21 protein-coding genes are annotated in these 22,363 nt (G+C 72.7%); 12 read left to right on the plus strand and 9 right to left on the minus strand.

What is annotated here, in order from left to right; translation table 11 throughout:
* The first annotated feature begins 87 nt into the window (after positions 1–87).
* Positions 88–1,626, plus strand: coding sequence for a UDP-N-acetylglucosamine 1-carboxyvinyltransferase (locus OM98_RS11585; RefSeq protein ID WP_010534794.1), 1,539 nt, complete (start codon positions 88–90; stop codon positions 1,624–1,626).
* A 69-nt stretch (positions 1,627–1,695) separates the two neighbouring features.
* A complete protein-coding gene (locus OM98_RS11590) occupies positions 1,696–1,875 on the plus strand; it encodes a hypothetical protein (protein ID WP_029362829.1) in 180 nt (59 codons plus the stop codon).
* Between the two features lie 40 nt (positions 1,876–1,915).
* Here OM98_RS11590 and OM98_RS11595 read toward each other — a convergent pair whose 3' ends face one another.
* Together OM98_RS11595 and OM98_RS11600 are read right to left on the minus strand one after the other, a co-directional pair.
* Complete coding sequence (locus tag OM98_RS11595; protein WP_010534795.1) at positions 1,916–2,698, minus strand: sulfite exporter TauE/SafE family protein; 783 nt, start codon at positions 2,696–2,698, stop codon at positions 1,916–1,918.
* Positions 2,699–2,734: 36 nt separating this feature from the next.
* Positions 2,735–4,174: an amino acid permease gene (locus OM98_RS11600; RefSeq protein WP_010534796.1), complete on the minus strand. Its 1,440-nt coding sequence runs from the start codon at positions 4,172–4,174 to the stop codon at positions 2,735–2,737.
* Positions 4,175–4,306: 132 nt separating this feature from the next.
* On the opposite strand from OM98_RS11600, the gene mmuM reads away from it, so the two are divergent.
* From mmuM to recQ, 3 genes are all read left to right on the plus strand, one after another.
* Positions 4,307–5,233, plus strand: a complete 927-nt coding sequence (gene mmuM, locus OM98_RS11605) for a homocysteine S-methyltransferase (protein WP_010534797.1) — start codon at positions 4,307–4,309, stop codon at positions 5,231–5,233.
* Positions 5,234–5,334: 101 nt separating this feature from the next.
* Positions 5,335–5,871 carry a hypothetical protein gene (locus OM98_RS11610; protein WP_010534798.1) on the plus strand — a complete coding sequence of 179 codons (537 nt, stop codon included), beginning with the start codon at positions 5,335–5,337 and terminating at the stop codon, positions 5,869–5,871.
* A gap of 87 nt (positions 5,872–5,958) precedes the next feature.
* Entirely contained in the window at positions 5,959–7,806 is a 1,848-nt protein-coding gene (recQ, locus tag OM98_RS11615) for a DNA helicase RecQ (protein WP_010534799.1), read from the plus strand.
* Between the two features lie 76 nt (positions 7,807–7,882).
* Here the strand turns inward: recQ and nagE are convergent, their stop codons facing one another.
* On the minus strand, positions 7,883–9,853 hold the full coding sequence (nagE, locus tag OM98_RS11620) for an N-acetylglucosamine-specific PTS transporter subunit IIBC (RefSeq protein WP_245528775.1): 1,971 nt from the start codon (positions 9,851–9,853) through the stop codon (positions 7,883–7,885).
* Positions 9,854–10,197: 344 nt separating this feature from the next.
* Between nagE and OM98_RS11625 the strand changes: the two genes are divergently transcribed.
* Entirely contained in the window at positions 10,198–10,842 is a 645-nt protein-coding gene (locus OM98_RS11625; protein WP_010534801.1) for a hypothetical protein, read from the plus strand.
* Positions 10,843–11,061: 219 nt separating this feature from the next.
* Positions 11,062–11,733: a hypothetical protein gene (locus tag OM98_RS11630; protein ID WP_010534802.1), complete on the plus strand. Its 672-nt coding sequence runs from the start codon at positions 11,062–11,064 to the stop codon at positions 11,731–11,733.
* Between the two features lie 61 nt (positions 11,734–11,794).
* Here OM98_RS11630 and OM98_RS11635 read toward each other — a convergent pair whose 3' ends face one another.
* The gene (locus tag OM98_RS11635; protein WP_010534803.1) at positions 11,795–12,619 is read right to left on the minus strand and encodes an alpha/beta fold hydrolase; all 825 of its coding nucleotides are present in this window, start codon (positions 12,617–12,619) and stop codon (positions 11,795–11,797) included.
* A 133-nt stretch (positions 12,620–12,752) separates the two neighbouring features.
* On the opposite strand from OM98_RS11635, the gene OM98_RS11640 reads away from it, so the two are divergent.
* A complete protein-coding gene (locus OM98_RS11640) occupies positions 12,753–14,132 on the plus strand; it encodes a cryptochrome/photolyase family protein (RefSeq protein ID WP_010534804.1) in 1,380 nt (459 codons plus the stop codon).
* Positions 14,133–14,154: 22 nt separating this feature from the next.
* On the opposite strand, the gene OM98_RS11645 is transcribed toward OM98_RS11640, so the two are convergent.
* A complete protein-coding gene (locus OM98_RS11645; protein ID WP_010534805.1) occupies positions 14,155–14,508 on the minus strand; it encodes a hypothetical protein in 354 nt (117 codons plus the stop codon).
* A gap of 224 nt (positions 14,509–14,732) precedes the next feature.
* Between OM98_RS11645 and OM98_RS11650 the strand changes: the two genes are divergently transcribed.
* On the plus strand, positions 14,733–15,899 hold the full coding sequence (locus tag OM98_RS11650) for a benzoate/H(+) symporter BenE family transporter (RefSeq protein ID WP_010534806.1): 1,167 nt from the start codon (positions 14,733–14,735) through the stop codon (positions 15,897–15,899).
* A 75-nt stretch (positions 15,900–15,974) separates the two neighbouring features.
* Here the strand turns inward: OM98_RS11650 and OM98_RS11655 are convergent, their stop codons facing one another.
* The 3 genes from OM98_RS11655 to OM98_RS11665 all read right to left on the minus strand — a co-directional run bounded on the left by OM98_RS11655 (position 15,975) and on the right by OM98_RS11665 (position 18,737).
* Positions 15,975–16,499 carry a Dps family protein gene (locus OM98_RS11655; RefSeq protein WP_010534807.1) on the minus strand — a complete coding sequence of 175 codons (525 nt, stop codon included), beginning with the start codon at positions 16,497–16,499 and terminating at the stop codon, positions 15,975–15,977.
* A 193-nt stretch (positions 16,500–16,692) separates the two neighbouring features.
* The gene (locus tag OM98_RS11660) at positions 16,693–17,706 is read right to left on the minus strand and encodes a Gfo/Idh/MocA family protein (protein WP_010534808.1); all 1,014 of its coding nucleotides are present in this window, start codon (positions 17,704–17,706) and stop codon (positions 16,693–16,695) included.
* A 68-nt stretch (positions 17,707–17,774) separates the two neighbouring features.
* Positions 17,775–18,737, minus strand: coding sequence for a Gfo/Idh/MocA family protein (locus OM98_RS11665; protein ID WP_010534809.1), 963 nt, complete (start codon positions 18,735–18,737; stop codon positions 17,775–17,777).
* A gap of 349 nt (positions 18,738–19,086) precedes the next feature.
* Between OM98_RS11665 and OM98_RS11670 the strand changes: the two genes are divergently transcribed.
* Positions 19,087–19,410 carry a hypothetical protein gene (locus tag OM98_RS11670; protein WP_139017704.1) on the plus strand — a complete coding sequence of 108 codons (324 nt, stop codon included), beginning with the start codon at positions 19,087–19,089 and terminating at the stop codon, positions 19,408–19,410.
* Positions 19,407–20,291 (plus strand): hypothetical protein, encoded by an 885-nt coding sequence (locus OM98_RS14555; protein ID WP_010534811.1) that lies wholly within the window; start codon positions 19,407–19,409, stop codon positions 20,289–20,291. Before OM98_RS11670 ends, OM98_RS14555 begins: the two co-directional genes overlap by 4 nt.
* Before the next feature lie 2 nt (positions 20,292–20,293).
* On the opposite strand, the gene OM98_RS11680 is transcribed toward OM98_RS14555, so the two are convergent.
* Positions 20,294–21,190: a LysR family transcriptional regulator gene (locus OM98_RS11680; protein WP_010534812.1), complete on the minus strand. Its 897-nt coding sequence runs from the start codon at positions 21,188–21,190 to the stop codon at positions 20,294–20,296.
* A 71-nt stretch (positions 21,191–21,261) separates the two neighbouring features.
* Here OM98_RS11680 and OM98_RS11685 point away from each other — a divergent pair, with 71 nt between their 5' ends.
* Positions 21,262–22,353 carry a YeiH family protein gene (locus OM98_RS11685; RefSeq protein ID WP_029362831.1) on the plus strand — a complete coding sequence of 364 codons (1,092 nt, stop codon included), beginning with the start codon at positions 21,262–21,264 and terminating at the stop codon, positions 22,351–22,353.
* Positions 22,354–22,363 lie beyond the last annotated feature (10 nt).

Below are 22,363 nucleotides of genomic sequence, written 5' to 3' on the forward strand. Positions count from 1 at the left end.
GGACTGACCGCCAGGCGGACCCCACCCCCGATGAGACATGGACCCCACCTCCGCGGCTTTATCTCATCTGCGAGATACGGTCGCGGCATGACGGCCACCGAGACCAGCTACCGCACCCGCATCGGCGAGATCATCCGCGACGCCCGCCAGGACGCCGGCTTCACCCAGGCGCAGCTCGCCGACAAGCTCGGCACCAGCCAGAGCGCCGTGAACCGGATGGAGCAGGGCCAGCAGAACTTCACCCTGGACACCCTCTCCCGCCTGGGCACCGCGCTGGACTCCTCGCTGGTGGACCTCGGCACCTCCGGGCCCAGTCACCTGCGCGTGCACGGCGCCACCACCCTCTCCGGCGCCATCGACGTGAAGACCTCGAAGAACGCGGGCGTGGCCCTGCTGTGCGCCTCCCTGCTGAACACCGGCACCACGATCCTGCGCCGCGTGGCCCGCATCGAGGAGGTCAACCGTCTGCTGGAGGTGCTGACCTCCATCGGCGTGCGCACCCGTTGGATCGGCGAGGACGGCGACCTGGAGATCGTCGTGCCCGAGCAGCTGGACCTGGAGGCGATGGATGCCGCCGCCGCGCGCCGCACCCGCTCGATCATCATGTTCATGGGTCCGCTGATGCACCGCCAGGCCGACTTCCAGCTCCCCTACGCCGGGGGCTGCGACCTGGGCACCCGCACCGTCGAGCCGCACATGACGGCGCTGCGACCCTTCGGCCTGGAGGTCGTCGCCTCCGAGGGCCACTACCAGGCCACCGCCGCCGCGGGCGTCGGCCCCACCCGTCCGATCGTGCTCACCGAGCGCGGCGACACCGTCACCGAGAACGCCCTGCTGGCCGCCGCCCGCTACGAGGGCGAGACGATCATCCGCAACGCCAGCCCGAACTACATGGTCCAGGACCTGTGCTTCTTCCTGGTGAAGCTCGGCGTGCAGATCGAGGGCATCGGCACCACCACCCTGCGCGTGCGCGGCACGGCCGAGATCCGCACCGACGTGGATTACGCCCCCAGCGAGGACCCGATCGAGGCGATGAGCCTGATCACCGCCGCGATCGTCACCTCCTCCGAGATCACCGTGCGCCGGGTGCCGATCGAGTTCCTGGAGATCGAGCTGGCGATCCTCGAGGAGATGGGCTTCCGCTACGACCGCACCGAGGAGTACCTGGCCGCCAACGGCCACACCCGCCTGGTCGACATCACCACCTACCCCTCCGAGCTGCGCGCCGCGGCCGACAAGATCCACCCGATGCCCTTCCCGGGGCTGAACATCGACAACCTGCCGTTCTTCGCGATCATCGCGGCGACCGCCGAGGGCCAGACGATGCTGCACGACTGGGTGTACGAGAACCGCGCCATCTACCTCACCGAGCTCACCAAGCTCGGCGCGAAGGTGCAGCTCATGGATCCGCACCGGGTGCTCATCGAGGGCCCCACCCGCTGGTCCGGCACCGAGATCGTCTGCCCGCCGGCGCTCCGCCCGGCCGTCGTGGTGCTGCTCGCGATGCTCTCCTCCAAGGGCACCTCGGTGCTGCGCAACGTCTACGTCATCAACCGCGGCTACGAGGACCTGGCCCAGCGCCTGAACGCCCTCGGCGCCCGCATCGAGACGTTCCGGGACATCTGAGCGGCTTCCTGGCTCGGCTACATCGTCCACGGCCTGTTCCTAGCCGGGGCACCGCTGCGATTGTGGGAGATGTTCGGCGCCTGGGGCGTCGTGCCCGCGGCGCTGGGGGTCGTCGGAGGGCTGGTGTGGGCGCACCGGGGCCGGGCCGTGCTGGCCCGCCGCGCGGCCGGCGACGACGGGACGGTCCTGGGGTTCTTCCTGGTCTCTCGGAAGCACGTTCCCGAGTCCGTGCGGAACTGGTTCGGCTGAGTCCTGAGCCCGCGCTCCCCCTCGTCGCGCTGGCGGCGGGTCACGCCCCGATGATGAGCCCGATCGCCGAGAGCACCGTCAGCACGAGGATGGCCTTCTCGAACACCTGCTGCGGCACCCGTTGGGCGATGCGGCGGCCCACCAGTGCGCCGCCGATGACCAGCGGGGCCAGCAGCAGGTCCATCACCGCGTACTCGACGGTGAACAGACCGAGGCTCGCCGAGAAGGGGAGCTTGAGGATGTTGACGATGGCGAAGAACCAGGCGGAGGTGCCCAGGAACGTCAGCACCGGCATCCGCATGGCGTAGAAGTACATCGACATGGGTGGGCCGCCGGCGTTGGCGACCATCGTGGTGAAGCCGCCGAGGGAGCCGTAGCCGATGCGGGCCAGACGTCCCACAGCAGGCTTCTCGGCGTGCTCCCCCTGCGCCTGGGCGCGGCGGGTGGCGGCGCGGCGTCGCCAGAGGGTGATCGCGACCAGCAGCAGGAGGATCACGCCGATGCCGCCGCGCACGGCGGAGGCGTCGGCCAGGGCGAGGAACACGGCGCCGAGCACGAGCCCCACCAGCACGCTGGGGATCAGTCGCACCAGGGTCCGCCAGTCGGGCTCGCGACGGTACATCCACAAGGCGGTCACGTCGCCGAGGATCAGCAGGAGCAGCAGTGCCGCGGTGGATTCCTTGGCCGGCAGGGCGAGGGCGAACAGACCGACGGCGATGGTGCCGGCGCCGGGCAGGGCAGACTTGGAGAAGCCGACCACGAGGGCTCCGGCGATCACCAGCAGCCAGGCGCTGGTGGGCATCTGCGGCAGGAGGTCGAGCACCCATCGATCCTATGTCCGGACAGCTCGCCGGTGGGTTCAGCGCTGCGGGGTGAACACCCCGGCACCGTGCCGCCAGCGGTACCAGGCCAGGCACAGCAGGGTGAAGGGGATGCCGAACCAGATGGCGGCGCTCTGGGCGGGGTCCAGGGCCACGCCGATCAGGGAGGCGACCAGGGCCAGCAGCGACACCAGCGGCAGCCAGGGGAAGAAGGGCGAGTGGTAGACGAGATCGCCCACCTGTCCCCCGGCGCGCAGGTAGGAGCGGCGGAAGGAGAGTTGGGAGGCGACGATCGCGATCCACACGGCGACCGTCGCGTACCCGGCCACGGACACCAGGGCGAGGAACAGGGTGCCGGGGGCGATGACGCTGGACAGCAGCGAGGCGAGGCCGCCGAGCATCGACAGGGACAGCGCCAGCAGCGGCACGCCGTGCTGGGTGGTGCGGGACAGGACGCGCGGCGCCTGCCCCTCGGCGCCGAGGGAGTGCAGCATCCGCGCACAGGAGTACAGGCCCGAGTTCCCGGCCGAGAGCAGCGCGGTGATGATCACGAAGTTCATGACGTCGGCGCCGAAGGGCAGGCCGACGGTGTCGAACACGGTGACGAAGGGGCTCTCGTCGGTGCCGGCGGTCTCGTAGGGCACGATCAGGGCGATTACGATGATCGCGCCGACGAAGAACACGGTCAGCCGCAGCACAGCGGTGCGAATTGCGCGCGGGATGGTCTTCTCGGGGTCCTTGGCCTCCCCGGCGGCGACGCCGATCAGCTCGGTGCCGCTGAAGGCGTAGAACACGGCCAGCACGGTGACCAGCACCCCGGTCAGGCCCGTCGGGAACAGGCCGTTGTCGGTCATCAGGTTGTCCAGGCCGATGTCGGCCCCGGTGGTCACGGGCACGATGCCGATGAGGGCGGCAGCGCCGACGACGATCATCGCCAGGACGGCGATCACCTTGATGAGGGCGAACCAGAACTCGGTCTCGGCGAACACGCGGGCGGAGATCGCGTTCATCGTGAACAGCAACGTGGCGAACACCAGGCACCACACCCACACCGGCACGCCCGGGAACCAGCGCTGCATAAGGATGCCGGAGGCGGTGAATTCGCTGCCCAGCGCCACCGCCCAGCACAGCCAGTACAGGGCGGCGGTGGCGAAGCCCCAGGCGGGGCCGAGGTACCGGGTGGCGTGCACGTGGAAGCCGGCAGAGACGGGGTGACGCACGGACAGCTCGCCGAGGCAGCTCATCACCATGTAGGCGACGACGGCGCCGATGCCGTAGGCGAGGATCGCGCCGAGCGGCCCGGCCTGCGAGACGGTGTATCCGGAGGAGACGAACAGGCCGGAGCCGATCACCCCGCCGAGGGCGATCATCACCAGGTGACGGGACTCCATGGTGCGCCGCAGCTGCGACCCCTCGGGTGCCTGATCGGTCGGATCGGTGGCGGCGTCGGGGGCCTGCGGGGTGGGGGTGGCGGTCATGCGGGGTCCTGTCCGGTGTGTCCGGGTGCGTCGCCGGCGAGCGTAGCGAGGCCGCGCTCCCCCGTCGCCTCCGCGTCACATGGCGACACACCGCCCTGGCCTGCGGGCCGAGTCCGGTCGTAGCCTCGCCCGATGAACGACGACGCCTCCCTGCTCGGCGCCCTGCGCGGCCACGGCTCGCCGGTGGTCCTCGACGGCGGCCTCGGCACGCACCTGGCCGACTGTGGCCTGGACGTGACCGGGGCGCTGTGGTCCGCCGAGGTACTGCGCTCCCGGCCGGAGGAGGTGCGGGCCGCCCACCGCGACTTCCTCGACGCCGGCGCGCAGGTGCTCACCACCTGCTCGTACCAGGTCAGCGCCGACGGGCTCGCCGCGGTGGGCGCCGACCCCACCGAGGCGGAGGACCTGCTGCGCACCAGCGTCCGCCTGGCCCGAGAGACCGCCGACGAGGTGGAGGGTCCGCGCTGGGTGGTCGCCTCGATCGGCCCCTACGGCGCGGGACCGGGCCGGGGCACCGAGTACGACGGGGACTACGGCTTGACGGTCGCGGAGCTGCGCGCCTGGCACCGGGACCGCATTGCCGTCCTCGACGACACCGGGGCGGACCTGCTGCTGGCCGAGACGGTGCCGAGCATCCGCGAGGTCGAGGCGCTGGTGGACGAGCTGGACGGACGCCGCACCCCCGCGGCGCTCAGCCTCACCGTGCGGGGCACCGTGCTCGGCGACGGCACCCCGGTCAGTGAGGCCGCGCGGATCCTCGCGGGCAGCTCGCTGGTGGCCGTCGGCGTGAACTGCTGCACCGTGCCCGACGCGCTCACCGCCCACGCGATCCTCCGCGAGCACTCCGACCTGCCGCTGATGGCCTACCCCAACAGCGGCGAGAGCTGGGATCACGAGGCCCGCGCCTGGCGCGAGGGCAGCGCCGAGCAGGACCTCGTCGCCTCCGCCCCGGGCCTGCTCGGTGCCGGGGTGCGGCTGCTGGGCGGCTGCTGCCGCGTCGGTCCGGAGCAGATCTCCCGCCTCGCCACGAGCGTCGGCGTCGGCGTCGGGACACGCTGAGCCGCCCGGCGTCGGGGGACGGGCGCAGCGGAACCTGGACGAATCGGCGCGACAGACTCCACGATGGAACCCCTCCCCCCGCACCACCGGAGACCAATGCCATGGAATTCCTCGGCGATCTTCCCACCTGGATCACGGCGATCGCCGTGGTCTTCGCCTTCGTCCAGTACCGCACCGACCGTGACCGTCGTCGCGACGAACTCGACCTGAAGAAGCGGGAGGAGCGCCGCGAGCAGGAGGACCTGACCCGCCGCCTCACCGCCTGGATGGCCACCAACCCGCGCGACGGCGCCCACGGGGAGGGCCGCAAGCAGTACGTGCTGGTGATCTCCAACCAGTCCGGCTCGATGTTCTTCGACGTGCGCATCTCGGCGATCGTCCATCGCGGCTCCTCGGCTGCCGAGGATCTGCATCTGCACAAGCTCCCGCCGGGGGACTACGCCGTGGAGTACGGGCGGCAGGCCGACGGCTCCACCGGCTGGGGCTGGGCCCGGAGCCTCGAAGAGCTGGGCGACCAGCCCCTGCGCCCCCTGATGCAGTCGCCGCACTACCGGGTCACAGCGATGCGCTTCACCGACTCGCTCGGCGAGACCTGGGAGGTCGACGACCACGGGATGCTGCGCTCCGGCGTGTCCTGACCGTCGAGTCGAGGCGGGAGGTGTCGCGCGTCCCCAGGGGCGCCCCGCGGACGACGCCAGGCCGTGCCCGCCCCTACCCTGGATCCCATGCACTCCGCCCCGGCCGACACCGCCGACCCGACCGCCCTCGGCATCCTCTCCACGGTCTTCGGCTACGAGTCCTTCCGGGGTGACCAGCAGGCGATCATCGAGCAGGTCGCCGGTGGCGGGGACGCGATCGTGCTGATGCCCACCGGCGGCGGCAAGTCGCTGTGCTACCAGATCCCCGCGCTGCTGCGGGAGGGCACCGGCATCGTCATCTCCCCGCTGATCGCCCTGATGTCCGACCAGGTGGCGGCGCTCGACGCGGTCGGCATCCGCGCCGCCTACCTGAACTCGACGCTCGAGCCCTATGAGGCGCAGGCCGTCGAGCAGCAGCTCCTGGCCGGGGACCTCGACCTGCTGTACATGGCGCCGGAGCGGCTGGTCCTCCCCCGCACCCTCGATCTGCTCAGCCGGGCGCGGCTGTCCCTGGTGGCCATCGACGAGGCGCACTGCGTCTCCCAGTGGGGCCACGACTTCCGGCCCGACTACCTGGGGCTGTCCGTGCTCGCCGAGGCCTTCCCCGGCACCCCACGGATCGCGCTGACCGCCACCGCCACCGAGGCCACCCATCGGGAGATCACCGAGCGGCTGCGGATGCCCGCGGCCGAGCACTTCGTGGCCAGCTTCGACCGGCCCAACATCCAGTACCGCATCGACCCCAAGGACCGCGCCCGCGACCAGCTGCTGCGGCTGATCCGCAGCGAGCACCCCGGGGAGGCCGGCATCGTCTACTGCCTCTCCCGCAAGTCCGTGGAGCAGACCGCCGCCTGGCTGGAGGGACAGGGCGTCGCCGCCCTGCCGTACCACGCGGGGCTCGACGCCCGGGTGCGTCAGGAGCATCAGGAGCGCTTCCTGCGCGAGGACGGCCTGGTGATCGTCGCGACCATCGCCTTCGGCATGGGCATCGACAAGCCCGACGTGCGCTTCGTGGCCCACCTGGACCTGCCCAAGTCCATCGAGGGCTACTACCAGGAGACCGGGCGCGCGGGCCGCGACGGGCAGCCGTCGACCGCCTGGATGGCCTACGGTCTGGGTGACGTGGTCTCCCAGCGTCGTTTCATCGACGGCGGCGAGGGCTCCGAGCAGTTCAAGCGCAACGCCCGCTCCCACCTGGACGCCATGCTCGCCCTGTGCGAGACGGTCACCTGCAGGCGGGTGCAGCTGCTGCGCTACTTCGGTCAGGACTCCACCCCCTGCGGCAACTGCGACATCTGCCTGAACCCGCCCACCACCTGGGACGCGACGGTGCCCGCCCAGAAGCTGCTCTCCGCCCTGATCCGGCTGGACCGTGAGCGCGGGCAGACCTTCGGCGCCGGCCACGTGATCGACGTGCTGCTGGGCAGGGAGAGCGAGCGCTCCCGCCAGTCCCGCCACGAGCAGCTGAGCGTCTGGGGCATCGGCACCGAGCTCAGCGAGAAGGAGTGGCGCACCGCCCTGCGCCAGCTCCTGGCCCGCGGCATCGTCGAGGCCGTCGGCGACTTCGGGGTGCTGGTCCCCGGTCCGCAGGCCGGACCGGTGCTGCGCGGCGAGGTCACCGTGGAGCTGGCCGTGGACCGCTCCCCCACCAAGGCGCCCCGGCAGCGCCGCAGCGGCGGCGGGCCCTCCCGCGCCGCTGCCTCCCTCGAACCGGCCCAGCAGGAGGTCTTCGACGCGCTGCGCTCCTGGCGCAGCGGCGTCGCGAAGGAGAAGCAGATCGCGCCGTACATGGTGTTCTCCGACGCCACGCTGGTCGGCATCATCGAACAGCGGCCGACCAGCGTCGATCAGCTCGGCCTGGTCAGCGGCGTCGGCGCGAAGAAGCTCGCGGAGTACGGCGAGGCCGTGCTGGAGGTGCTCGGCACCGACCACTGATCCCACGACGGGCGACGGCCCGGGAGGCGCGGATCGCGCTCCTCCCGGGCCGTCGTCTGTGGCGGTTCGGTGTGTCTCAGACCAGCTCGAGGCTCGCCGCGGTGTCGTTGAGGATGATCACCGGGGTGATGGTCGGGTGGCCGGCGGCGCGGATCGCGTCGAGGTCCACCTGCAGCAGCGGGTCCCCGGCGGTGACGCGGGCGCCGGTGTCGACCAGGCGCTCGAACCCGCGGCCCTGCATGGACACGGTGTCCAGCCCGATGTGGATCAGCACCTCGGTGCCGTCGTCGAGGGTGAGGGCCACCGCGTGGCCGGTCTCGAAGATGTGCGCCACCGTGCCCGCGGCCGGGGCGAGCACCAGGCCGTCGCTCGGCTCGATCGCGAGGCCCGGGCCCATGATCTGCTCGGCGAAGGTCGCATCCGGCACCTCCGACAGCGGCAGCACCTCGCCCGCGACGGGCTGGCGCAGCCGCACCAGGTGGGAGGTGCGGGTGGCGGTCGCGGTGCCGCCCTCCCCGGCGCGGTCGGGCGCGGCGACCGGCTCGGAGGTGACGGGCTGGACGGCGCCGGACATCAGCTGGTCCATCGCGTCCTTCACGAACTGCACGTTCAGGCCGTAGATCACCTGCACGGAGCCGCCGCCGGGCTTCATGGTGCCCGCGGCGCCGGCGCGCTTGAGCGCCTTCTCGTCGATCACCGAGGTGTCGGCCACCTGCATCCGCAGGCGGGTGGCGCAGTTCTCCAGGTCCAGGATGTTGTCCCTGCCGCCGAGGGCGCCGAGGAAGGCGGTGGCGGTGGCCAGGTACTTCTCCTCGCCCTGGGCGGCGCTGCCGACCTCGCCCTCGGCGTCTTCGTCCTCACGGCCGGGGGTCTTGAGGTCGAAGCGGAGGATCAGGAAACGGAACACCACGAAGTAGACCGCGAACCAGAAGATGCCCATCAGCAGCAGCGCCCAGGGGTTCTGCGCCATCGGGTTCGCCCATCCCAGCACCAGGTCGATGAACCCGGCGGAGAAGCCGAAGCCCATGCGCACCGGCAGCAGCGCGGTGATCGCCATCGAGATGCCGGTGAAGAAGGCGTGCACCACGTACAGGCCCGGGGCGAGGAACATGAAGGCGAACTCGAGGGGCTCGGTGACGCCGACGAAGAAGGACGAGACGGCGGCGGAGAACAGCAGGCCGCCCGCGATCTTGCGCCGGGCGGTCTTCGCGGTCACGTACATCGCCAGAGCCGCCCCGGGCAGGCCGAACATCATGATCGGGAAGAAACCGGCCATGTACTGCCCGGTCTCGCCGTAGGTGCCGGTGGCCTCGAGGAAGTTGTTCAGGTCGTTGATGCCGGCCACGTCGAACCAGAACACGGAGTTCAGGGCGTGGTGCAGGCCCAGCGGGATGAGCAGGCGGTTGAAGAAGCCGTAGAGGCCGACGCCGACGGGACCGAGCCCGAGGATGAACTCGCCGAACATCACCAGGCCGGTGTAGACGAAGGGCCAGATGAAGAACAGGACGATCGAGGTGACCAGCGAGATGCCGGCCGTCACGATCGCGACCGAGCGCCTCCCGGAGAAGAAGGACAGCGCATCGGGCAGCTTGGTGTCCTTGAAGTGGTCGTAGGACCAGGCACCGATGAGGCCGCAGATGATGCCGACGAAGACGTTCTCCACCTGGGAGAAGGCCGGGTTCACGTCATCGACCACGGCGCCGGTCAGGTCGGCGACCGTCTCGGGATCCAGCAGGGTCGTGACCGTCAGCCACGACACCAGGCCTGCCAGGGCGGACGTGCCGTCGGACTTGCTGGCCATGCCGATCGCGATGCCGATCGCGAACAGCAGGGCGAGATTGCTGAGCAGGGCGCCACCGGCGGCCTGCAGGAAGACGGCGGCAAGGTTGTTCTCGTCGCCGGTGGCACTGGCGATCCAGTAGCCGATGCCATTGAGGATCGCGGCGACAGGGAGGACGGCGACCGGCAGCATCAGGGATCTGCCCAAGCGCTGGAAGAACTTCATCGTTACCTCTCGGGGGTCAGGGACACCGGGGTCGGTGCTCATTTCTGATCATAACCCGTACCAAGCAGTCACAAGTAAGCTCTCGTGGCGTGGGCCGCACGGGGCCCGGCGATCAGGGCGAATCGAGGAGGCGAGCGCCGGACAGGCTCCACTGTGCACCTCCCGGCACCGTGCGGCGCCGCGGCGCGCTGTCACGGATCGGTCACGCACCCCGGACCGGCGCGGCGTCGCCGTGCACCGGCGGAGCCGCCGGACCTGGCGGACGGCATCCGTGACTTTTCTGCCCGCCACCGCACGGGTCCTGGCATCCTGCTGGCAGGACGCCACGGCGACCGTCCATGGATCGGGCGGACAGCTCCCTCGGCGCACAGGGGACGGGGAACCATATGCGCACGCTCATCGCTCAGCTCACGGTGCTGGCGAGCTCGACTTTGCTGCTGACCGCCTGCGGCGGCGGGGCCACGGAGGACCCGAGCTCCACGGCGGAGGAATCGCAGAGCTCGAGCACCGCGACCGCCACCGCGATCGAGACGCTCTGGGTCGATGACTCCTGGACGATCGAGGACCTGGCCGAGGACCTCTGCGCCGAGGGCGGCCCGCACCCCACCCCCTACTCCCCGCAGGAGGACATGTTCATCTGCGGTCCGACCATCGCTGCCTCCCAGGCCTGCGCGATCGAGGAAGGCACCGAGGTCGTCTGCATCGTCGATGCCTTCGGGAAGCGGGCGATCCGCTTCGACTCCCCCACCGCGGCGGAGTCGACGTGGGGTGCGCTCACGGAGGATGCGGTGCCGGTGGTGGTGACTCTCGAGGACGGGGTCCGCTGCGACACCTTGATGGACGAGGCCGACCACCGGATGAACCCGACGACCAGCTGGTACCGCTGCGAGGACGGCTCGGAGCTCGCGACCGACACGGACATCGAGAACACCTTCACCCGCGGCGAGACCTGGACCGTGCAGCGCTCCTTCCCCGACCAGGAGGAGTACGTGGGGACCCCGCTGTCGGCGGTGACCTTCGCCGGGCGCTGAGTCCGCGGGCACGACGTCCACGGGCCGCGCCCCGCGCTCCGGAACCGCGGGAGCGGCCCTCGCGTCTCGACATGGTCTCGGGATGGCCTCGGCGGTTCCCTCGGCGCAGCGGGCTCCGCCATGATGCGACCAGGCAGTCCCCACGGGCGACGGTGCACGCGGGGCGGACGCGGTACGGGGGCGGGGATGGCGATGCGCAGGACGTTCAGGGGACGGGCGATGCTGATCGGCGCGGCACTGCTGCTGGCCGGCTGCGGCACCGGGGCGGATCAGGAGCCCGAGGAGCAGCCGAGCACCTCGGCCCCGGCGTCCACGGCCGCGGAGGAGAGCGGCGAGGCGGGAGGATCGACGAGCGCCACCGAGGTCATGACGGTCTGGGTGGACGAGAGCTGGACCGTCACGGAGCAGGACACGGACCTCTGCGAGGCCGGCGGCGGGCTCATGGTCTCCCCGCACTCCACCCAGGAGGACGTGTTCCTGTGCGCCCAGCGCCAGGAGGACGCCTTGGCCTGCGCCGTCGAGGACGGCATCGAGGTCGTGTGCCTCACCGACGCCCGGCAGCGGACGGCGATCCGCTTCGAGTCCGAGCTCGCCGCGGGGACGGACCCTCTGCCCGCGGAGGTCACCCCGCGCTCCCTCCTCGATGATCCGGTCCCGATGCTGGTCACCCTCGAGGACGGGGTGCAGTGCGACACCATGCTCCGCCTGCCCGAGCACGACCTGAACCTCCAGGCCTCCTTCCGCTGCGAGGACGGCTCCACGCTGGTCTCCAGCGATGCCCCGTCCGACACCTTCGAGCAGGGCGGCACCTGGACGGCCCGGCGCACCACCGACATCGACACCGAGGCGGAGACGGTCGCCGTCCAGCAGGTGGTCTTCGCCGGCCGCTGACGCCCGGACGGACGAGGACCCCGGGGCGCAGGGCACGCCCCGGGGTCCTCACCTCTGCCGGTCAGTCGCCGAGGAAGTCCAGCAGGGCGCGGCTGACCTGGTCGGAATGGCTGACCAGGATGCCGTGGGGGCCGTCGGCGATGATCTCCAGGCGGCTGTCCGGCAGGGCGTCGTGGACGCGAGCCCCGGAGCCCTCCACCGGCACGGTGGCGTCGCTGTCGCCGTGCAGGATCAGCAGCGGCACGTCGATCGCAGCCAGGTCGGGGCGGAAGTCGGTGGTGGCCCAGGCGTCCATGGTCGCCAGCGCCGCCTCGGGCCGTGACTGCAGGGCCAGGCGCAGCGCCTCGTCGAGGTCGTCCTGCCCCACCTTCACGGTGTCGCCGGCGGAGAAGAACCCCTCGATGAAGCCGGGGAAGAAGGCCTCGCGGTCCGCCTCCAGGTTGCCGCGCATCTCGGTGAACATGGCGGGCGGGAGCGGGCCGTCGGGGTTGTCCTCGCCCTGCATCAGGTACGGCGGGACGGCGGAGACCAGCACCGCACTGTCGACGCGGTCGCTGCCGTGGGCGCTGAGGTAGCGCACCACCTCGCCGCCGCCCATGGAGAAGCCCACCAGGGTGGCGCCGCGCAGGTCCAGGCCCTCGATCACGGCGGCGAGGTCCGCGGCGAGGGTGTCGTAGTCGTAGCCGGCATCGGGCTTGTCGGAGCGTCCGAAGCCGCGACGGTCGTAGGTGATCACCCGGTGGCCGGCCTCGGTGAGCGCCGGGACCTGCAGCTCCCAGGACTCGCCGGACAGCGGCCAGCCGTGGATCAGGACGACGGGGCTCCCGCTCCCTCCGCTGTCCTCGACGTGCAGGCGGATTCCGTCGGTGGTGGTGATCTCGGGCATGGCTGCTCCTTGTCGTCGGTGCCCCGACGCTACGAAGCATGGGCCCGGGGCACAAGCGCCGCGCCCGACGATGCGCGAGGATGGTGGCGCACAGACCGCGCCGCTCGGGCGCTGACCTGCAGGAGGACCGGACATGCGGAGCATCTGGTGGGTACGGGACGATCTGCGTCTCGCGGACAACCCGGCACTGGCAGCCGCCGCCGCGGCCGGTGAGGTGATCGCCGTGCACGTGGACGAGGACATCGACGGGGTGCGGCCGCTGGGCGGGGCGAGCCGCTGGTGGCTGCACCACTCCCTGCGGGACCTCGCCGCGCAGCTGCGGGAGCACGACGTCCCCCTGGTGCTGGCCGACGGCGACCCCCGCGAGGTGCTGCCCGCCCTGGTCGAGGAGACCGGCGCCGGCTCGGTCAGCTGGATGCGCCGGTACCACGCGCCGCGCCGCGAGATCGATGCCGCGATCAAGGCGGACCTGCGCGAGCGCGGCATCGAGGCGGAGAGCTTCGCCGGGCACCTGCTGCACGAGCCGTGGACGATCGCCACCGGCGACGGGAACCCCTACCGGGTGTACACCCCCTTCGCGCGGGCCTGCCGCGAGGCCGGTCAGCCCGCCGCCCCGCAGGGTGTCCCGGAGGATCTGACCGGGCCGCCCGCCGGGGTGCGCGCGGGCGGGCACGAGGTGGGCACCTGGCTGCGCGCCGAGGACCTGGACCGCGAGCTGGACCGGCGCGGGTGGGAGCCGCGCCGTCCCGACTGGGCCGGGGGTCTGCGGGAGGCGTGGACGCCCGGGGAGCGTGGCGCCCGGGAGCGGCTGGACGAGCTGGAGGAGGTGCTCGCCGACTACGACGAGCTGCAGGACCGCCCCGACCGGCCTGGCACCTCGCGGCTGGCGGCGCCGCTGCGCTTCGGGGAGGTCTCCGTCGCCGAGGTGTGGCATCGCAGCCTCGCCGCGGGCCGGGGAAAGGGCCCGGAGACCTTCCGCTCCCAGCTGCTGTGGCGGGACTTCGCCTGGCACCGCCTGTACCACCTGCCGACCTTGGCCACCGAGAACATCAAGCCCCGCTTCGACCGCTTCGCCTGGCGGGAGGACGCCGAGGACCTCGCGGCCTGGCAGCGCGGCCTGACCGGCGTGGCGATGGTGGATGCGGGGATGCGGGAGCTGTGGGAGACCGGCTCGATGCACAACCGGGTGCGGATGGTGGTCGGCAGCTTCCTCACCAAGAACCTGCGCCTGCACTGGCGCCACGGCGAGGAATGGTTCTGGGACACCCTGGTCGACGCCGACGAGGCCTCCAACCCCTTCAACTGGCAGTGGGTCGCCGGCAGCGGTGACGACGCGGCCCCGTTCTTCCGGATCTTCAACCCGGAGCGGCAGCGGGAGCGCTTCGACCCCGAGGACGCCTATGTGCGCCGCTGGGTGCCGGAGCTGGACGAGGGCCTGCGCCCGATCGTGGACCTGTCCGCCTCTCGTCGCGAGGCCCTGGACGCCTACGAGCGCAGCGGCGAGGGCGGCTGATCCCGGGCCTTGCCGAACGGGCTCAGCAGAGCCCGCCGATGACGCCGACGCCCCGCAGCACGTGGATGACGACCAGCACCGCGTTCAGCCCGGCGACGGCCCACACAAGCCACCAGCGCGCACGGTTCGTCCAGGGGTCCGAGGCCCGACGGATCAGGCCTACCACGGTCAGGATCGCCACCAGGGCGGCCACACCAAGGGCGCCGATGTCGAGGTAGAAGCAGGTGTAGACGCCGCTCAGGGTGGAGACGGTGTACTCGTGGAACGAGAACAGGAAGCCCAGCAGCCCCACCACGACGGCGCCGCTCAGCGCCTTGGGGAGGTCGGTGACGCGGGTGGTCTGCGTGGGCAGCGGCGCGGTGGTCGTCCGGGGCATCGTGATCACTCCTGGTGCTCGGGGAGGTCGCCGCTGGGGCGACGCCGGGCGGGGCCCCGGTGCTCCCGAGCTTGCAGCGGGAGGCGGTGTCCGTCGATGGGGACGTCTCCCCGCCCAGGGCTTCCCCACCACTACGGTGGGGCCATGCCTGACCTGCACGATCACCCCTCCGCGACCGCCTTCGCGGAGGCATGCTCCCTCCTGCGCTTGCTCCCGTGCCCCCGATGATCCGGCCGATCTCCGCCGGGGTGGTCTCGGCCCTGGTGGCCTTCACCAGCTCCTTCGTGGTGGTGCTAACCGGGTTGACCGCCGTCGGCGCCGACGCCGCCCAGGCCGGCAGCGGCCTGCTGGCCGTCTCGATCACGATGGGGCTGGCCTCGATCGTGCTGTCCCTGCGCACCCGGCTGCCGATCACGGTGGCCTGGTCCACCCCGGGGCCGGCGCTGCTGGCGACCACCGGGGTGGTCGACGGCGGCTGGAGCGCGACGGTGGGCGCCTTCGCCGTGGTGGCCGTGCTGATCATGCTCACCGGCCTGCTGCCGCCGCTGGGCTCGCTGATGGCGCGGATCCCCACCTCGATCGCGCAGGCGATGCTCGCCGGGGTGCTGCTGCAGCTGTGCCTGGCCCCGGTGACGGGACTGGCGCAGGACCCGTGGGCGGTGGCCTCGGTGGTGCTGGTGTGGCTGGTGGCGCTGCGCTGGGCGCCCCGCTGGTCGGCCCCGCTGGCCTTCGCCGCGGCCGTGGTGGTGATCGCCGTGCACCTGCTGCGCACGGGGGCGAGCCTGCCCGCGGCGGCGCTGCTGCCCAGGCTGGAGCTGACCGCCCCGAGCCTCAGCGTGGGGGCGGTGGTCGGCATCGCGCTGCCGCTGTACCTGGTGACGATGGCCTCGCAGAACGTGCCGGGCGTGGCCGTGATGCGCGGCCTCGGCTACGAGGTGCCGTGGCGGCCCACGATGCTGGTCACCGGGGCCGGCTCGCTGCTGGCCGCCCCCGCGGGCGGTCACGGCATCAACCTGGCCGCCATCAGCGCGGCCCTCGCGGCGGGGCCCGAGGCCGGGGAGGACCGCTCCCGGCGCTGGATCGCCTCGCTCACCTCGGGCATCGTCATGGTGCTGTTCGGCATCGGCGCGGCAGCCGTCACCCAGCTGGTCGCCCTGGCGCCGGACGGGGTGGTGGCGGCAGTCGCGGGCCTGGCGCTGATGGGCACTTTCGCCGCCTCCCTGCGGGGCGCCCTGGCGGATCCGGCCGATCAGCTGCCCGCCGCGATCACCCTGGTCACCGCCGCCTCGGGGCTGGCGGTGGCGGGGATCAGCGCCGCCTTCTGGGCACTTCTGGCGGGTCTGCTGGTGCGGGCGCTGCTGCGGTGGCGCCGGCCTTCCCCCGCCGCCTGACCCCGCCTGGCCTCGGAGACGACAACGGCCCTGCCCCCGCAGCGGGGACCGGGCCGTCGATCGCTCCGCCGGGGATCAGGCGGGGCGACGGTTCTCAGCGCTCAGGAACCAGGCCTGCTGCTCGAGCTTCTCGATCACCCCGTGGAGGATGTCGGCCGAGGTCGGATCGGCCTCGTCCACCTCGTCGTGCACCTCGCGCATGGTGGCGACGGTGGCCTCGACGGCGCGGGTCATCAGGTCGATGGCGTCGGTGGTGAGCACCTCTCCGGCCGGGAACGCGGGCAGGGAGGACTGCTCGGCGACCACGGCGGGGCGACCATCGGGCGTGGCGTGCAGGGCGCGCATCCGCTCGGCGACGTCGTCGGAGCTCTCCCGGGCGATATCCACGACCTCGTCGAGGTTCAGGTGCAGATCGCGGAAGTTCGGGCCGACGATGTTCCAGTGGGCCTGCTTGCCCACCAGGCTCAGCGCGGTGAGGTCGACCAGCACGCTCTGCAGGTTCTTGGCCAGGGCGTCGCCGGCGAGGAAGCCGCCCTCGGCGTTCTCGGGGCGGGTGCGGGCGGCGCCGGCGGGCTGGGGCACGGTGACGGTCTCGTTCATGGGGATGTCTCCTCCTCGGGTCGGACGGTCGATCGCCCTTGACGGTACTCAGGAGGGACCACCTCGGCAAGGGACCTCGAGACCCCGCTCATCCCACCGCGGCGAGGATGCCAGGTACGCCCGGGGATTCCCCGTCGCGAACCCGGGACGCCGGACCGGGAGGTCGACCCGCCGACCCGGCGCATCGGAAAGCTCAGGCGCGCAGCACCGGGGCGGCGGCGCCGCTGCGGGCGCTCTCGTAGGCGGCGAGGATGATGCCGAGCACCGCGATGCCCTCCTCCTCGGTGTTCAGGGGGCGGCGGCCGGTCTCCAGGCAGGTGATGAAGTCGGCGATCTCGGCGGCGAAGGTGTCGATCGGCTCGGCCGCGAACACCTGCTCCTCCTCGCCGCGGCGCTTCACCCGCAGGGTGGAGCCGTCCGAGCTCAGCGAGCCCGCCGAGCCGACCACGGAGAAGCGGTCGGTGCCGGGGGCGGCCTCGTAGGCCCAGGAGGTGACGAGCTGGCCGACGCTGCCGTTGTCGAAGCGCACCAGCACCTGCGCGGAGTCCTCCCCCTCCATGAAGGTGAGGCGATGGGTGGACATCATCGCGAAGACCTCGGTGGGCATTGCCCCCGCGAAGTGCATCAGCAGGTAGGTGGGGTGGTAGCCGGTGTCGATGTACTCACCGCCGCCGCTGGTGGCGGCGTGGGCGCGCCAGCCCATCGACTCGGGGTCGAAGTCGTTGAAGAATGAGTCGGTGGTGCGCACCTCGTAGACGTCGCCGAGCTGCCCGGCCTCGATGACCTCCTTCGCTGTCGCCACCGCTGGCATGAACAGCTGGTTGTGGGCGCACATCAGGGTGACCCCGGTGCGCTCGACCACCTCGCGGACGGTCTCGGACTCCTCGGCTGTCAGGCACAGCGGCTTCTCGCAGAGGATGTGCTTGCCGGCCTCGGCGGCAGCCACGATGGCTCGGGCGTGCAGGTGGTGGGGCAGGCAGATGTCGACCGCGTCGACCTCGGGGTCCCGCACCAGCTCGGTGAAGTCCGTGTAGCCGGTGGCCCCGGTCTCGGCGACGCGGGCGGCGAGAGTCTCCTCGTGGGCGTCGGCGACGGCGGTGATCCGGGCCCGCTCGGGGATGGCGGCGTAGCCGGTGAGGTGGGCGGTCGCGATGCCGCCCCCGCCGATCAGGCCGATGCGGACGGGGGTCTGGAGGGTGGGGCTCATGGGGCGTCTCCTTCGACGGACTGCTGAGGGGGCGGGCCGCGGGCGGGGCGGCCCGCGCGGGGGCCGGGTCAGGCGGGGCGGGCGTCCTCGTTGGCGGCGACGACCAGCGCGGTCAGCGCCCGGGCCCGCTCCAGGTTCTCGGTGGTGGGGCGGCCGCTGCGGATCGCCTCGATCCACTGGGCGACGGGCGCGGGGGCGTCCGCGGGGATCGGCAGCTCGCGCCAGCCCTCCCCGGTGTCGATCCGCATGCCCTCCCCGCCGATGCCGTGCACGAGGGACCCGGCGGTGCCGTGCACCTCGATGGAGAAGGGGCTGGCGGGGCTGACGAAGCCGGTCTCGATGACGCCGATGGCACCGTCGGGGGTGGAGACGGCGACCGCGGCGTTGTCCTCGACGCCGCGGCCGGTGAGGTCGGTGTAGGTGGCGCGCGGGGCGGACAGCTCGGTGCCGAGGATGAGCTGGGTGAGGTAGACGGGGTGCGCGGCCAGGTCGGAGAACGCGCCGCCGAGGGCCGCGACGGGGTCGTAGAACCGCGCGGGCAGCCAGTCGGCGGTGGAGCCGTCGTGGGCCAGGCGCACCCGGGAGTAGGTGAGCTGGCCGAGCGCCCCGCTGTCGAGCACCTCGCGCAGGGCGAGGGTGTAGCCGTGGGCCAGGCGCGGCAGGGAGACCGTGAGGATCAGCCCGGCCTCGCGGGCCTGCGCGGTCAGGGCGTCGCAGCCGGCCACGGTCGGCGAGAGCAGCTTCTCGGTGAAGACGTGCTTCCCGGCGGCCAGGGCGCGGCCGATGATCTCGTCGTGGTCGGCGGTCGCCGTGGTGACGGTGACGCCGTCGAGGTCTTCGCGGGCCAGCAGCGCGTCGAGGTCGGCGAAGAACTCCACCCGCAGACGATCGGCGAGGGCCTCGCCCCGAGCACGGTCGTCGTCCCAGAGCGCCACCAGCTCGGCCTCGGGGTGGTCGATCACGGCCTGGCCATACTCCTCAGCGTGCACGTGCCAGGCGCTGAGCACCGCGATCCGCAGGGGCTGGGTCATGGGGGTCTCCTCCGGGGGCGTCGTCGGCTCGTCGGACGTTCCCAGCGTATCCAGATGCCAACGCCATGGACTCACGCCACCCCGCGCGCAGTACCAGGAGCCCGAATGTCGTCTGCTACGTCCGAAGCGTCCCTGCCCACCTCGCCGCTGCTCGCCCCTGGCGCCGCCCTGGAGCGGGTGGCGAGCGGCGCAACCTGGGCGGAGGGCCCGGTCATCGAGTGCTCCCACGGCCGCCGCGCGATCCTGCGCGATCCAGTTCACCGACTCCGCCTACGGCATCAAGCGTCCCCCCGAGGGCCACCCCGGCGTCGAGGAGTACGGCGACCGCCACGTGTCCCGGCGGGACCCGGTGACCGGCGCGGTGGTCCCGGCGGCGTTCGACGTGGAGGCCCCCAACGGGCTGGCCTTCTCCCCCGACGAGTCCCTGCGGTATGTCGCGGACACCTCGCTCGCGCCCGCGGACCTGGAGCGGCCGGGGCCGGGCCGCACCCTGTACATCACGGCCAGCATCAGTCTGTACCGGGTCGCCACCACGGTGCGGGACGCGGCCATGGCGCCCGTCGACGCTGAGCGCGTCCAGCCCGCTCCCACCTCGCTCGGAGCTTTCGCGGCGATGATCTCGAGGTACTCCCGCGCCCCCGAGGGCGCACGACGATCGGAAGGACCGTCATGAGCTCCCTGAACCGCCTCGCCCGTATGGCCAAGCAGGCCCTGAACTCCTCCTCCGGCTCCGGCAGCTCCTCGTCCGGCAGCGACTGGCGCTCGATGGTGCGCCAGGCCGCCGACGCGATCACCGGCGAGGACTCGGCCACCGGCCGCACCTCCACCCGCACCACCTCCACGGGCCGCATCGACACCTGGGACGGCAGCGGCTCGCGGGATCGCGGCACCTCCTGGGACCGGCAGAGCGCCGAGGGCGCCGCCGCGTCCCCGCGGGACGGGGACTTCCAGCGCAGCTTCACCGAGCACAGCGCCGACCTCACCGCGGAGGACAAGCGGGCCATCTCCCGCTACGACTACCTGGTGCGCACCGCCGATCCCGAGCAGCTCGAGCAGGTGCACCGCGAGGCCTTCGCGAGGCTCACCCCGCAGCAGCGCGCCGAGGTGCAGGCCCGCATGGATCAGGAGCTGCCCGCCTCCGAGCGGCCCCGCTCCGACTCGCCCGATGACCTCGCCCGCTCCGCCACCCGCCTCGGCGCGATGGACCCGCGCCGTCTGGAGGGCCTGCTCGGCGGCTCCGGGGCGCGCCGTGCCGGGATGGGCGCCCTCGCGGTGGGCGGAGGCCTGCTGGCCGCGGTCGCGGGCGGCGCCGTCGTCACCGCGGTGGGCGGCTCCCTGCTGCAGTCCGCGATCGGCGACGGGGTCGACGTGGACGCGCTGGCCGGGAACCTGGACGTCGGGGACCTCGGCGGGGTCGAGGGGCTCGACGGGCTGAGCGGCCTGGGCGAGGGCTTCGGGGACTCGATCGGCGGAGGTCTCGGGGATCTCGGGGACCAGATCTCCGGTTTCGGCGATCAGGTCTCCGGCTTCGGCCTGGACGATCTCTTCGGCTGAGCTCAGCGGCCCACGCCGCGGGCGATGTCCAGCAGCGCGGCGGCCGGTCCGCCCAGTCGCCGGGGACCGGTCCACACCACGCTGAAGCGGCGACGCAGGGACGCCCCGGCCACCGGCACGGCGACCAGCTCCCCGGTGGCGAGGGGGCCCTGCACGGCGAGACGGCTGAGCACCGCCGGCCCGGCGCCCGCGGCGACCGCCACCCGCACGGCGGCGTTGCTGGCCAGCTCCTGCACGGGCGCGGTCGCGGCGGCGCCCGGCATCACCTGCTCCAGCGCCTCCCGGGTGCCGGAGCCGCCCTCCCGCACCACCAGCGCGGTTGCGGCGAGCTCCGCGGCGGGGATCTCCGTGCGCGCCGCCCAGGGATGGGAGGGGGCGACGACCAGCACCAGCTCGTCCTCGGCGATCGTCATCGCGTGCGCCCAGCCCGGCACCTGCGGCCCCTCGATGAAGCCGAGCGACACGGCGCCCTCGCGCAGCGCCGCGAGCACCTGGGTGGAGTTCGCGACCGTCGGGGTGACGCGCAGGTCCGGGTCGAGACGGCGCAGCTCGGCGAGCCAGGCCGGCAGCAGGTGCTCGGCGATGGTCATGCTCGCCCCGAGGGCCAGCTCCCGCGCGGCGTCCTGTCGTTCGTGGGCGAGCCAGGTGGCGAAGCCCTCGGCGGCCTCGACCACCTCCCGGGCATGCGCCGCCAGCAGCAGACCGGCCGAGGTGGGGCGGGATCCGCGGGGGTGGCGTTCCAACAGCGGGGTGCCGGCCTCCCGTTCCAGGCGGGCGATCATCCGGCTGGCGTTGGGCTGATGGACGCCGAGCCGGCGGGCCCCGGCGGCCAGGCCGCCCTCGTCCACCACGGCCAGGAACAGCTCGAGGGTGGGCAGGTGCGGCAGCTCCGGAGGCATATCAGAAGGATATATCCCGGATGCGGGATCGCCGTCTACCGGCATCGATCCTCGCCCGGGAGGCTGATGGCATGTCCCTCTCCGCCCCGACCGGTGCCCCCGCCTCGACTGCCGCTGCCCCGACGGGTCCCGCGCAGGCCCGGTCACCGCGCGGCGTCCGTGGAACGGCGCGGCGGCTCACCCCGGGGCTGTTGGCGGCTCTGGGCGCCGCGGTCCTGGCGCAGCTGCTGACCGCTCCCCTGCCGACGGTGAGCCCGTTGCTGCTGGCGATCCTCGCCGGGATGCTGGGGGCGAACACCCGCGGGGTACCTGTCAGCTGGGAACCGGGGCTCGGCGTCGCCTCCAAGCAGCTGCTGCGGGCGGGGATCGTGCTGCTCGGTCTCTCCCTGGTGCTGGGCGACGTGCTGGCCCTCGGTCCCGGAGTGCTCGCCGCGGTGGTGGTCGTCGTCGGGGGCGGCATCGCCGGGACCCTGGTGCTGGGCCGGTGGCTGCGGGTGCCGCGGCAGCTGCGGCTGCTGATCTCCTGCGGCTTCTCCATCTGCGGGGCCGCCGCGGTGGCGGCCGCCGCCGGGGTCACCGATCCGGAGGACGAGCACGAGGACGCGACCGTCACCGCGCTCGCGCTGGTGGTGCTGTGCGGCAGCGCGACCATGCTGCTGCTCCCCTTGGCCGCCCGCGGCCTCGGCCTGGGCACCGAGGTGGCGGGGATGTGGGCCGGCGGCGCGATCCACGAGGTCGCCCAGGTGGTGGCCGCCGGGGGCCTGATCGGCGGCGGTGCCCTGGCGCTCGCGGTGGTGGTGAAGCTGGCGCGGGTGCTGATGCTGGCCCCGGTGATGGCGGGGCTGTCCTGGCAGCGGCGGCGCGAGCTGCGGGCCCGCGGTGAGCAGGGCTCCGCGGGCTCCCTGCCGCCGCTGGTGCCGGGCTTCGTCCTCGGATTCCTGACGATGATGCTGCTGGCCTCGCTGCTGCCGCTGCCCGGGACCGTGCTGGAGGCGGCGGGCCTTCTGCGGACCACCCTGCTGGGTGCGGCGATGTTCGCCCTGGGCTGCGGGGTGCGGTGGCGGGCGCTGCGCCGGCTCGGCTGGCGCCCCCTGGTCCTCGCCGTGCTCGCCACACTGTTGGTCTCCGCACTCGCGCTGGGCGGGATCCTGCTGGCCGTCTGACCGAGCGTGA

Source organism: Brachybacterium squillarum M-6-3 (genome assembly GCF_000225825.1).
In the GTDB taxonomy this organism is placed as follows: Bacteria; Actinomycetota; Actinomycetes; order Actinomycetales; family Dermabacteraceae; genus Brachybacterium; species Brachybacterium squillarum.

Excerpts from the sequence above, each read along its gene's own strand:
- OM98_RS11635 (WP_010534803.1), bottom strand. The coding sequence starts at position 12,619 with ATGCCCGAGATCACCACCACCGACGGAATCCGCCTGCACGTCGAGGAC.
- OM98_RS11590 (WP_029362829.1), top strand. The coding sequence starts at position 1,696 with ATGTTCGGCGCCTGGGGCGTCGTGCCCGCGGCGCTGGGGGTCGTCGGA.
- OM98_RS11630 (WP_010534802.1), top strand. The coding sequence starts at position 11,062 with ATGCTGATCGGCGCGGCACTGCTGCTGGCCGGCTGCGGCACCGGGGCG.
- OM98_RS11680 (WP_010534812.1), bottom strand. The coding sequence starts at position 21,190 with ATGCCTCCGGAGCTGCCGCACCTGCCCACCCTCGAGCTGTTCCTGGCC.
- OM98_RS11625 (WP_010534801.1), top strand. The coding sequence starts at position 10,198 with ATGCGCACGCTCATCGCTCAGCTCACGGTGCTGGCGAGCTCGACTTTG.
- OM98_RS11585 (WP_010534794.1), top strand. The coding sequence starts at position 88 with ATGACGGCCACCGAGACCAGCTACCGCACCCGCATCGGCGAGATCATC.
- OM98_RS11650 (WP_010534806.1), top strand. The coding sequence starts at position 14,733 with ATGATCCGGCCGATCTCCGCCGGGGTGGTCTCGGCCCTGGTGGCCTTC.
- OM98_RS11610 (WP_010534798.1), top strand. The coding sequence starts at position 5,335 with ATGGAATTCCTCGGCGATCTTCCCACCTGGATCACGGCGATCGCCGTG.
- OM98_RS11655 (WP_010534807.1), bottom strand. The coding sequence starts at position 16,499 with ATGAACGAGACCGTCACCGTGCCCCAGCCCGCCGGCGCCGCCCGCACC.
- recQ (WP_010534799.1), top strand. The coding sequence starts at position 5,959 with ATGCACTCCGCCCCGGCCGACACCGCCGACCCGACCGCCCTCGGCATC.
- OM98_RS11665 (WP_010534809.1), bottom strand. The coding sequence starts at position 18,737 with ATGACCCAGCCCCTGCGGATCGCGGTGCTCAGCGCCTGGCACGTGCAC.
- OM98_RS11640 (WP_010534804.1), top strand. The coding sequence starts at position 12,753 with ATGCGGAGCATCTGGTGGGTACGGGACGATCTGCGTCTCGCGGACAAC.
- OM98_RS11645 (WP_010534805.1), bottom strand. The coding sequence starts at position 14,508 with ATGCCCCGGACGACCACCGCGCCGCTGCCCACGCAGACCACCCGCGTC.
- OM98_RS11685 (WP_029362831.1), top strand. The coding sequence starts at position 21,262 with ATGTCCCTCTCCGCCCCGACCGGTGCCCCCGCCTCGACTGCCGCTGCC.
- OM98_RS14555 (WP_010534811.1), top strand. The coding sequence starts at position 19,407 with ATGAGCTCCCTGAACCGCCTCGCCCGTATGGCCAAGCAGGCCCTGAAC.
- OM98_RS11600 (WP_010534796.1), bottom strand. The coding sequence starts at position 4,174 with ATGACCGCCACCCCCACCCCGCAGGCCCCCGACGCCGCCACCGATCCG.
- nagE (WP_245528775.1), bottom strand. The coding sequence starts at position 9,853 with ATGAGCACCGACCCCGGTGTCCCTGACCCCCGAGAGGTAACGATGAAG.
- OM98_RS11660 (WP_010534808.1), bottom strand. The coding sequence starts at position 17,706 with ATGAGCCCCACCCTCCAGACCCCCGTCCGCATCGGCCTGATCGGCGGG.
- mmuM (WP_010534797.1), top strand. The coding sequence starts at position 4,307 with ATGAACGACGACGCCTCCCTGCTCGGCGCCCTGCGCGGCCACGGCTCG.